Origin of the sequence: Pseudomonas sp. FEN, assembly GCF_904067045.1 — a bacterium.
Lineage (GTDB): Bacteria > Pseudomonadota > Gammaproteobacteria > Pseudomonadales > Pseudomonadaceae > Aquipseudomonas.
The window spans coordinates 215574-225109 of the sequence record NZ_CAJFDC010000033.1 but is presented as its reverse complement, the minus strand read 5'-3'; the positions used below and the strand labels follow the sequence as shown (position 1 = coordinate 225109).

Below are 9536 nucleotides of genomic sequence, written 5' to 3'. Positions count from 1 at the left end.
CTCACCGGATCAACGACCAGGTGTTTCGCAAGGCCAACCTGTTTGCGATAGACATGACGCCCGCGAAGATCGGGGCGATCTGCGTACCGTCGATCAATCTGGACAGCATGGCCAACGAGCGCAACGTGAATCTGATCACTTGTGGCGGCCAGGCAAGCATCCCATTGGCCTATGCGATCGCTCAGTCTTTCCAGTCCCTGGAATATATCGAAGTCGCCTCGACCATCGCGTCAAACAGCGCCGGTCTGGACCCGAGAAAACATCAATCAGTACATTTTGACCACCGAACAAGCCTTGCGGCATTTCAGCGGCGCTGGCATGACCAAGGCGGTTCTGAATATCAACCCGGCCAAACCTGGCATCGACATGCAGACGACAGTGTTCGCCAAGGGCAACTATGAATGCATCGAGAAAGTTCGGGCGAGTGTCAGGCAGATGGTTGCTCGCGTTCAACAATATGTTCCCGGCTACCAGATGGTCCTGGAGCCCATCGAATCGAAGGGCCACCTGACCATGAGCGTGACTGTGCGAGGTAGCGGTGATTACCTGCCGGCCTACGCTGGCAACCTGGACATTATCAATTGTGCCGCCATTGCTGTCGCCGAACTCCATTCTGCTTGCTGGGAGCGGACCGCCGCATGATTACCATTACTGACTGCACTTTGCGCGATGGCAACCATGCCGTGCGACACCAGCTTTCAATAGACCAGATCCGTCAATATGCCGAGCAGGCGGATGCCGCCGGCATCGACATCATTGAAGTGGGCCATGGCAACGGACTCGGCGGCTCTTCGGCGCTGTTGGGGATCAGCAGCGTTAATGACCAGAAAATGCTCGAGACAGCCAGATCAGCGATCCGGCATGGGCGGCTGGGTGTTCATTTCATTCCCGGCTTGGGCAAATCGACAGACCTCGAGCTTGCCATCGATATGGGTGTCGATGTCTTCCGGATCGCCTCTCATTGCACCGAAGCCAACATCACCGCGCCTTATATCGAGTCCGTCAAAAACCAGGGCAAGACCGTTTATGGCGTCCTGATGATGAGCCACATGGCCGAACCGGAAGTGCTCGCCGAACAAGCCTCGCTCATGGCGAGCTACGGCGCCGATGCAATCATTCTCATGGATAGCGCAGGTTACCTTACCCCTGACGATGTGCGCTGGCGGATCCAGGCGATTCAGCAGTTGACCGATACGAAACTGGGTTTTCATGCCCACAATAATCTGGGCATGGCTGTGGCGAACTCAATCGCCGCGGTTGAGGAAGGCGCCGAACTGCTGGACGCCTGCATCAAAGGCTTTGGCGCGGGCGCCGGTAATACTCAACTCGAGACCCTGATTGCAGTGCTCAATCGCCTGGGGTATCGGACGCAGTGTTCATTTGAAGCGGCCGCCAGCCTGGCGCGCTCCTCGGAACACTATCTGGATTGCCTGACTCCGCACATTGGGGCTGCCAATATCGCCAGTGGCATTCATGGCCTGTTCTCCGGTTTTGCACCGCATATAAAACGCGCGGCGGAGCAATTCAAAGTGGAACGAATTTCAACTCTATCAACTACTGGGTCAACGCAAGTTAGTGGCTGGACAGGAAGACATCATCATCGAGACCGCGGCCAGACTCTCCACCACCAACTGACTCCACTTCAGGAAGTAAATCGATGTCTTTTATTGATAAGCAGGGCATTCGCGCGCCCATGATTCATGAAAAAGTGGCTTATTGGGCGGACACAACGCCTGATGCTGTCGCCGTACGCAACGTATATGAAACATTGACCTACTCCCAACTTGATCGTGAATCCTCCGCTCTGGCAGCTTATCTGAGAGCCCAAGGTATTCAGGCGGGAGACCTGGTCGGGATTTTTTTCCAGCCGTCTGTGTCGACCCTGGTCTGCATCATCGGGATTCTCAAATGCGGCGCGGCTTATGTACCGCTGGATATTGCCAATCCAGCCTCTCGACTGATGCTGATGATTCAACAACTGGCGAATCTCAAACTCATCTTCGCCACCGCGCAGACCGCCGAGATCCTCAAGGAAGTACCGCTCGCGGTCGCCGAGATCGAATCCTTGCGCCGGCAACTGCGCAAGCCCCCATGGCTGAAGCATTTGTCTCGCCGGCCCGGGAGAACGACCTTTGCTACACCGTATTCACTTCGGGTACTACTGGCATTCCCAAGGCTGTCGCCATTACTCATCGCAGCTGGGCGAATCTGATCAACTGGCATGTCAATGAATATGGCCCGACCAGGAAGCCAACGGCATTTTGGTATCGGCATTCGGCTTCGACATTTCCCAGCGCAGCCTGGTAACACCACTGTATTGCGGCGCGGCAATTTCACTCACCAGCAGTAGCGTGTTTGATGGCTACGAGATTGTCGATCTCATTGAACGTCACCGAATCCGCAGCATTCACCTGGCACCCAGCTCCCTCTATCTGATCATCCAGGCCGGCCAGGCCGGGGACCGCCTGGGGACGCTACGGCATCTGTTTATCGGCGGTGAGGCACTGGCAACCGCCCGGGTGATGGGATTGGGCCCGGAAAAAAGGCTCCGCATGCAATTTGATCCACCAGTACGGCGTTGCTGAATGCACGGACGTGGCGACGTCTTACACCATGTCTGACTACCAGACCTATCTGGCCGAAGGCATTCCCATGGGCAACCCTGTTGGTAATTGCCGCGTGGACATTCTTGATGACGAGGATCGTCCGGTTGCCGTGGGAGACATTGGTCAGATCGTGATCTCCGGCATGGGTGTCGGCAGAGGCTATCTGAACAACCCTTCTCTGCAGGCGGAACGTTTCAGGCACGTATCCATCGATGACGTCGTGCGTCTCGTCTACTTCACCGGGGATTACGCCTCGGCGCGTGTCGGACGACAAGTCGATCTGCCTGGGGCGACGAGATAACCAGATCAAGATCCGCGGCATGCTCGTGAATCTGTCCGAGATCGAGAATGGGGTTCGCAATGCCTTGCCGGCGATTGAGGATGCCATTGTCTTGAACACCCAGGCCCTCCCTGACCAGGAACCGGAGCTCACCGCCTTCGTGACCACGGCGGACGAACTGCCTGCGCTTCGCGACATCGGTCATCGGCTCGGAACGCTCCTGCCCCGCCATATGCACCCGCGGCGTTACGTGGCTGCAAGCAGTTCCCACTGACCCAGAACGGCAAAATCGATCGCAAGGCCCTGTTGGGCATGGCCTGAAGAACGCGTACCGCATCATCCCAAAAAGGAAGTATCCAATGACACAGATGGACCAAAAAATTTCTGCCACGACCGGATTACCTGCAAACGCAGTAATCACTGATGACATTCAGAAGGATATCGAGTTCTTCGAGAAGAATGGTTTCATCGGTCCGATCAAACTTTATGAACCGATGAAGCGGCAGAAATCCTGCGTGCATTACGCGCCGCCAACCATGACCGCTCGCACATTCTGTATGACAACAACATGAACTATGACCGACATTTCGATATTCCCGAATTGTCCCGGCACATCATGCACCCGACCATTCTGAAATACCTTCGCGGTATTCTCGGCGCCGATCTGCTTTGCTGGCGCTCGGAGTGGTTCGCCAAGTTTCCAGGCGGCCGGGGTACTGAATGGCACCAGGTGCGTGACTACAGTTACACCGACGGCAATCCACTGATCGTGCCGACGCAGACCGATTGGAACGCTTACATCGACTTGACGGTGTGGACCGCGTTCACACCCGCGACCAAGGAAACCGCCTGCATGCGCTTTCTGCCGGGTTCGCACAAGAAGTATTACTACGACGAAAAGAAAAGCGTCTCTACTGGCCGCAATGGCGACTACCAGCACACTCAAACCGATACGGGCTTCTTCGGCTACGACTTTTCCGAGTTCAAGGTTGATCCTTCCTGGGATCCGGAAAGTGCAAACCCGGTGGACATGGAACTGCAGGCAGGTGAGTGCGTGATTTTCACCGCATCCTGTGCTCACGCTTCTCACAACAACTCCACCGAGCGGCAGACCCGACTGGCCATTTCCGGCCGTTACGTCCCCACTCACGTGCGAGTTTATCCGGATCTCGAGAAGTACAACGCGCACGGCGAAACATTCGACCTGACTAACTATGCGACGGTGCTGGTGTCCGGTACGGACACTTACGATCACAACAAGATCCGCACGACCAACAACCGCGACCAACTGTTCTCGTTCTCGCAGGCAGAGGAGAAAAAAACCATGCTGAACGCCATCCACAAAATCTGCGCCGACGTGCTGAATTACCCGGAACTGAAAATGGACGAGGATTTCTTCGACGTCGGTGGGCACTCACTGATGATGGCGGAGATCCAGCGTCAACTGCATGATGATTTGAAAGTTCACATCAACATGGAGTCGCTGTTCCGCAACTCTTCGGTGATCAAACTCAGTAAGGCTATTCAACCGACTTTGACCGCACAAATGGGCTAACCCCGGGCCGGCCCACGTCAACTGCGTGGGCCGGCCAAACTGGAGACAAGATCATGAAAACTTTCGCGTTGCTGGAGCAGCCGCAAACCGGTGAGGCTGTCGACCTGACCTTCAAACGAGGCTCGCTGTTTGCGGCTTTCATGAGCCGCGCCACCCAATGCGCGGCGGTCAGTGCCGACAAGATCGAGGCGGCCTTGCACCTGAATCGGCTCCTGGAAAATGGCCAGGTGCACTTCAATGCCCTCGAGGATGGTACGGCGTTTGAAGCGTTCTACGGCCCCTCTTGCGATGCCACGGCGCAGATATCGACCCAGATTCCGTTTTGGTCGGAAAAGATCGTCTCTAAAATCCGAAAGACCGTGCGCCAGTCCCAGGGGGCAATCTGTTCGTTGAAGCTGTTCGATTCGCAAGAGTCCATCGACGTTTTCGTTACGGACTGGAGTTCCTGTACGGCAGCCTGTGCCATCGCGGTGCACAAATACCACTGGTTCACACGGCGTCTGGCCGATCGTCCCGCCACTGACAATTACTTCACCGGTGCTTATGTCCGCAATCCGCTGACAGGCGACTTGATGTCCGTCTGGGTTGCGGACTGGGTCAAGCCCGACTTCGGCACGGGTGCCGTGCTGGTGAATCCGGCCCACAACAAGACCGATCTTGATTTCGCCAGAAAAGTCGGCCTGCCGATTCGCTTCAGCCTCTCCCTCGACGCACAGGTGGATGAGCACTCGATGCCGATCCCGCCAGTGCTCAAGACTGGCTATGCCATCCGCACCGGTTGGCTCGATGGCAAACCGGCATCGCAAGTCCACAACGATACGATCAACGCCTTGCTGCGCAAAGGCAGTGCCCGTCTGCATGAAGACAAGCGCATTCCCGGTGAAGCGATTGCGCGAATAGAACAGACCTCGCCAGACCGCGCGCAGCTGTATTGGAGTCCGCAATACGGGACATTCCATCAGGAAGCCAGCCAGGGCCTGCCGGTACGTGTCGACTTCAGTCCAAGCTTCCAGGCGGCCGTGACGACTGTCACGCATCGCCCGAATCATCTACAGGTCGATGCATCGATCCAGAAAAAGAACATCGGTGTGCTTGCCGGACTCATCTTCGACATGGGTGGCATGGAGGCGTTTGTCCCACTGACACTGCTCGAATCCGTCGAATATGCCGGCAGCCGCGGTGAAGGCGATCCAGCGGTGGACCTTGCGCTGCTGGTCGGCGAAGAGCCTGAAAAGGTGCTGGTGATCCGGAAGGCCTTGATTGATCAGATCGACAGTTTCCTCAACGGCTGCCAGAAACTTTCTGCACGCCTGGGGGAAAACGGGACGCTGCCACCGGCGCAAGTGACCGCTGCATTGGTCCAAGGAGATCCCGTCTCCGCCTTCCGTACCTTTTACCAATGGCAGAAGCAGATGGTCGCCAACGACGAAGTAATTGATCAGTCTGCCTACACCTCGATTCTTTCGACGTTTGGCCTGCAGTCGGCCTGAACAGGAGTTACAACATGGAAATTTTCCTCTACGCCTTCAGCGTTATGTACAGCCCCGGCCCGGTCAATGTGATGGGGTTGAACGCCGGACTCACCGGGCAGTTTCGCCGCACGGTCGGTTTCTTCATCGGGGTCGGTTGCGCGATGTTCGCGCTGTTCCTGATTTTTGGTTATACCGGCGAGGCGTTGATTTCGCGTTCCGTGCTGCCTTACCTGGCGCTCATCGGTGGGTTGTATACCCTTTACCTGGCCTTCAAGGTCTTTACCTCCAAAGTTGTCCTGCCCGGCAAGGTCGAGGCAAGTCAGCCGACGGACAAACCTCTGACATTCTGGAATGGCTTCCTCATCCAGGCATTGAATCCAAAAGGGATGATGGTGGTACTGCCCATCACGACCGTGATGTTCCCCGCCGCTCACGTCACGGGCACGAACATCGCGCTGGTTTCCATCATGATCGCCCTGGGCGGCGCCGGTGCTCCGGGTATCTATTCATTTCTCGGCGCGGCGCTCGGCAAGCGAATCACCAAGGAGTCGTACTTCAACTTCTTCAATCGGTTGATGGGCATCGCGCTGGCGGTCTGCGCCGCCTTCATGCTCTACGACTTCTACATTCACACTCAAGGACTCTGAGATGCTCAAGCAACAACAGGCGATTAATTGGGATACAGTCCCGCGAGAGCAGTTGGGCGACTCAATAGTGCGGCAGATCATCAGCGGCGATGAATTGATGATGGTGAAGCTGACCATGAAAGCCGGTTCCGTGGTCAAACATCACAGCCATCCCAACGAACAGATGACCTATATCCTCAAGGGCAAGATCCGCTTTACTCACGGCCTGGAGATGGAACAGAGCACAACACTGTGCGCCGGGGACGTTCTCCACTTTCCAGCCAATGTCCCGCATGCCGCCGAATGCCTGGAGGATACCGTCGACCTTGATGTGTTTACGCCTCCGCGACGTGACTGGTTCGCAGCCAATGGCAATGCGTATTTCGAACAGCCAGCAGAGGCTTGCGATGAGTAACCCGCAATCGAGTAAATGGCTTCAGCGAAAAGTTCAACCGGCGGCGCGCAGTCGCCTGTTGTGCTTTCCGTTCGGTGGCGGCAGCGCCTCGTTCTATCGAGACTGGCAAGCGATGCTGGGCCCGCGGATCGAGGTTTGCGCCGTCCAGTTGCCGGGACGAGAATCGCGCTTTGATGAATCATTCATCACCGACATCAACGATCTCCTACCGCCCCTGGTGCATGCGGCCAGCGATTTGTTCGACCTGCCTCTGCACCTGTTCGGATACAGCCTGGGTGCCGGTATAGCGCAAAAATTTGCGACTTACTGCGACACGCTTTATCCCAACTTGCAGATCGTCTCACTCACTGCCTGTGCCAGCTCCGCCTCTCCCGCGCATCGCCTGAGCGCGTCAACCATGAGCGACGAGCAGTTCATGGACTACATCATGGGGTTGGGCGGACTTTCCAGCGAAATCGCAGCCAACCCGGGCCTGCGCGCCATTGCCTTGAGAACCTTGCGCAGCGACTTCGCCCTTTCCGAAAGCATCAATCTGGCTGATGCCGATCCGGTTGCAATACCGATTCTCGCCATTGGCGGCGATGGCGATCCTTCCGTACCGATCTCCGGATTGCAGGCATGGTCGGACAAGACCACTGGCAACTTTGTCCACCAGGTTTTCCCTGGGGACCACTTTTTCGTTCGTCAAAACTTGCCAAAAGTTTTGGATGCCCTGCGAGATTTCATCGCCTTGTAACTATGACTGGATCATCTTTGAAATGGATTTCATTAACGTATTTCTCAACATCGCCTCGGGCGCATCGTTGATTCTGCTGCTGCCAGGTCCCACCAATACCTTGCTGATGACGTCCGGTTATACCTGCGGCCCGGCTCGGACATTGCCATTGATCGCCACCGAAGCGCTCGGCTACAGCATCGCAATCAGTGCCTGGGGCTTCGTACTCATTGCATTGTCCGCACGCTACCCAGGCATAGGTACGGCAATGAAGTTGCTGTGCGCCGCCTACCTGACGTTCATTGCTTACCGCATTGCCTCGATGAAACAGTTGACGAGCGAATCCCAGCGCTCGGCCGTAAGCTCCAGGTCACTATTGACCGCAACGCTACTCAACCCCAAGGCGCTGTTATTCGCCTCCATGGTATTTCCTCGGGAAGTTTATGGTACGGCTGAACTCTACAGCTGGGCGCTGCTGTCCTTTATCCTGATCGTAGTACCGATCGGGGTCGCCTGGGCGTGGTTGGGGCAGGTAGTGCGCACTGCACCGAGCCACGCCATGCAACGCTGGGTACCCAAGTTGATCGGGCTTTCGCTGCTGTCCTTTTCCATTTACCTGACTTACTCGGCACTCAAATAAGCCATACCGAAGAGCCGGGAGTGTGCATCGGCTTCCCCCCGCGGGCGGGCTGCTGCAGGGGCTTACACCTATCGGTTGGTTCAACCAGATGAACCAGAGGATTTGCAGGTTCGTGTGGGAGCAGCGCTTGCGCAGGCGGCACAGGCCCACCTGCTGTTGGAAAGTCGTAACATCACTGGAACTATAGTGCTTGTGGCTTGAATGAAAGCTTCGTACTGGAGAGCTGAATTCTCTTCTAAAAAAGGAAGAGCAGTGTTAGCTTCCTAAATGTTGAGTAATTCTTATTACTCAACCTGCGTTACAATCGCGTAAGCTCACCAAGCTAAGGATCAGCACTATGTCAGGAACACTCAAAAGCCAGGTAGCCCGGCCATGATAGAGCTTCCGTCTCCAAAGGATTGGGTTCGACATTCCCCGCACTCCTCCAAAGTTGAGCGATTGGAGGCCTTTTTCAGCGCACATGGCTTCGACCCTCATCGGCACGATACTTATGCCATCGGTCGTACCCTTTCGGGTGTCCAGAGTTTTCGCTACCAGGGGGAAAATCGAAATAGCCTGCCAGGGGAAACCATGGTTCTGCATCCTGATGAAGAACATGACGGTCATGCCGGCAGTGACTCGGGTTTTCGCTATCGAATGCTCTATATCACTCCAGAATTGGCACAGGAGGTCTTGCACGGAAGACCGCTGCCTTTCTTGAAGGGTGGCATCTCCAATGATCCTCGGTTTGCGGCGGCGACAGATAACCTTCTCGCCGCACTGGATGACCCACTTGAACCGCTGGAGGAGGACGACGCCGTTTTCCAGCTATTCACTACGCTGCAGGCTATATGCGGTGAACGCGCCGCTACTGGAGCCAATTGCTTCAGTGCAGCCAACAGGGCGCGTGAGTACATGAACGACAATATTCAACAGCCCGTCAGCCTTGATGACCTGGCCGAGTGCACCGGACGGGACAAATGGAGCTTGTCCAAAGATTATCGAGTCTATTTCGGCACAAGCCCCCACCGCTACCTGACAATGCGGCGTCTGGATCGCGTCAAGGCGGCGGTCTTTGCTGGTAAATCTCTGGTCGAGGCTTCGGTAGAAGCAGGATTTTTCGATCAGAGCCACATGACCAAGCACTTCAAAAAAGCATTTGGGATGTCGCCTGCCCGTTGGTGCCGATCCAGGGATCGCGATCTGATCTAAAACTTTCAGCCAGCTCGATGACTCGAAAATTTCGAC

Annotated in this window: 13 protein-coding genes and 3 pseudogenes; all 16 read left to right on the top strand. The window is 55.9% G+C overall.

What is annotated here, in order from left to right; genetic code table 11:
• The first annotated feature begins 53 nt into the window (after window positions 1-53).
• The 16 genes and pseudogenes from PFEN_RS31620 to PFEN_RS23515 all read left to right on the top strand — a co-directional run bounded on the left by PFEN_RS31620 (window position 54) and on the right by PFEN_RS23515 (window position 9500).
• Window positions 54-642: pseudogene (locus PFEN_RS31620) on the top strand (hypothetical protein).
• Window positions 639-1514 (top strand): annotated as a pseudogene (dmpG, locus tag PFEN_RS23575) (4-hydroxy-2-oxovalerate aldolase); the annotation flags it as partial. The pseudogenes PFEN_RS31620 and dmpG, both read left to right, overlap by 4 nt.
• 61 nt (window positions 1515-1575) lie before the next feature.
• Complete coding sequence (locus PFEN_RS31615) at window positions 1576-1635, top strand: hypothetical protein (RefSeq protein ID WP_412071472.1); 60 nt, start codon at window positions 1576-1578, stop codon at window positions 1633-1635.
• Window positions 1636-1657: 22 nt separating this feature from the next.
• Window positions 1658-2023, top strand: a pseudogene (locus tag PFEN_RS31135) (AMP-binding protein); the annotation flags it as partial.
• Window positions 1909-2307: an AMP-binding protein gene (locus PFEN_RS31610; protein WP_412071471.1), complete on the top strand. Its 399-nt coding sequence runs from the start codon at window positions 1909-1911 to the stop codon at window positions 2305-2307. The pseudogene PFEN_RS31135 and the gene PFEN_RS31610, both read left to right, overlap by 115 nt.
• On the top strand, window positions 2262-2585 hold the full coding sequence (locus tag PFEN_RS31130; protein WP_191489059.1) for an AMP-binding protein: 324 nt from the start codon (window positions 2262-2264) through the stop codon (window positions 2583-2585). The genes PFEN_RS31610 and PFEN_RS31130 overlap by 46 nt, the downstream gene beginning before the upstream one ends.
• Window positions 2560-2907, top strand: a complete 348-nt coding sequence (locus PFEN_RS31125) for an AMP-binding protein (protein WP_191489058.1) — start codon at window positions 2560-2562, stop codon at window positions 2905-2907. Before PFEN_RS31130 ends, PFEN_RS31125 begins: the two co-directional genes overlap by 26 nt.
• Before the next feature lie 19 nt (window positions 2908-2926).
• Window positions 2927-3160 (top strand): hypothetical protein, encoded by a 234-nt coding sequence (locus tag PFEN_RS23555; protein ID WP_191489057.1) that lies wholly within the window; start codon window positions 2927-2929, stop codon window positions 3158-3160.
• An 85-nt stretch (window positions 3161-3245) separates the two neighbouring features.
• On the top strand, window positions 3246-3458 hold the full coding sequence (locus PFEN_RS30845) for a hypothetical protein (protein WP_224771054.1): 213 nt from the start codon (window positions 3246-3248) through the stop codon (window positions 3456-3458).
• Complete coding sequence (locus PFEN_RS23550) at window positions 3395-4441, top strand: chlorinating enzyme (RefSeq protein WP_224771057.1); 1047 nt, start codon at window positions 3395-3397, stop codon at window positions 4439-4441. Before PFEN_RS30845 ends, PFEN_RS23550 begins: the two co-directional genes overlap by 64 nt.
• 68 nt (window positions 4442-4509) lie before the next feature.
• Entirely contained in the window at window positions 4510-5931 is a 1422-nt protein-coding gene (locus PFEN_RS23540) for a class I tRNA ligase family protein (RefSeq protein ID WP_191489056.1), read from the top strand.
• Window positions 5932-5945: 14 nt separating this feature from the next.
• Window positions 5946-6560 carry a LysE family translocator gene (locus PFEN_RS23535; RefSeq protein ID WP_191489055.1) on the top strand — a complete coding sequence of 205 codons (615 nt, stop codon included), beginning with the start codon at window positions 5946-5948 and terminating at the stop codon, window positions 6558-6560.
• Window position 6561: 1 nt separating this feature from the next.
• On the top strand, window positions 6562-6954 hold the full coding sequence (locus PFEN_RS23530) for a cupin domain-containing protein (RefSeq protein ID WP_191488332.1): 393 nt from the start codon (window positions 6562-6564) through the stop codon (window positions 6952-6954).
• The gene (locus PFEN_RS23525; protein ID WP_191489054.1) at window positions 6947-7690 is read left to right on the top strand and encodes a thioesterase II family protein; all 744 of its coding nucleotides are present in this window, start codon (window positions 6947-6949) and stop codon (window positions 7688-7690) included. The genes PFEN_RS23530 and PFEN_RS23525 overlap by 8 nt, the downstream gene beginning before the upstream one ends.
• A gap of 22 nt (window positions 7691-7712) precedes the next feature.
• On the top strand, window positions 7713-8309 hold the full coding sequence (locus tag PFEN_RS23520; RefSeq protein WP_191489053.1) for a LysE family translocator: 597 nt from the start codon (window positions 7713-7715) through the stop codon (window positions 8307-8309).
• Window positions 8310-8681: 372 nt separating this feature from the next.
• Complete coding sequence (locus PFEN_RS23515) at window positions 8682-9500, top strand: AraC family transcriptional regulator (RefSeq protein WP_191489052.1); 819 nt, start codon at window positions 8682-8684, stop codon at window positions 9498-9500.
• The last annotated feature ends 36 nt before the right edge of the window (window positions 9501-9536 follow it).

Coding starts and splice junctions, on each gene's coding strand:
- PFEN_RS31610 (WP_412071471.1), top strand. CDS start 1,909: ATGCGGCGCGGCTTATGTACCGCTGGATATTGCCAATCCAGCCTCTCG.
- PFEN_RS23555 (WP_191489057.1), top strand. CDS start 2,927: ATGCTCGTGAATCTGTCCGAGATCGAGAATGGGGTTCGCAATGCCTTG.
- PFEN_RS30845 (WP_224771054.1), top strand. CDS start 3,246: ATGACACAGATGGACCAAAAAATTTCTGCCACGACCGGATTACCTGCA.
- PFEN_RS23535 (WP_191489055.1), top strand. CDS start 5,946: ATGGAAATTTTCCTCTACGCCTTCAGCGTTATGTACAGCCCCGGCCCG.
- PFEN_RS23530 (WP_191488332.1), top strand. CDS start 6,562: ATGCTCAAGCAACAACAGGCGATTAATTGGGATACAGTCCCGCGAGAG.
- PFEN_RS23525 (WP_191489054.1), top strand. CDS start 6,947: ATGAGTAACCCGCAATCGAGTAAATGGCTTCAGCGAAAAGTTCAACCG.
- PFEN_RS23520 (WP_191489053.1), top strand. CDS start 7,713: ATGGATTTCATTAACGTATTTCTCAACATCGCCTCGGGCGCATCGTTG.
- PFEN_RS23515 (WP_191489052.1), top strand. CDS start 8,682: ATGATAGAGCTTCCGTCTCCAAAGGATTGGGTTCGACATTCCCCGCAC.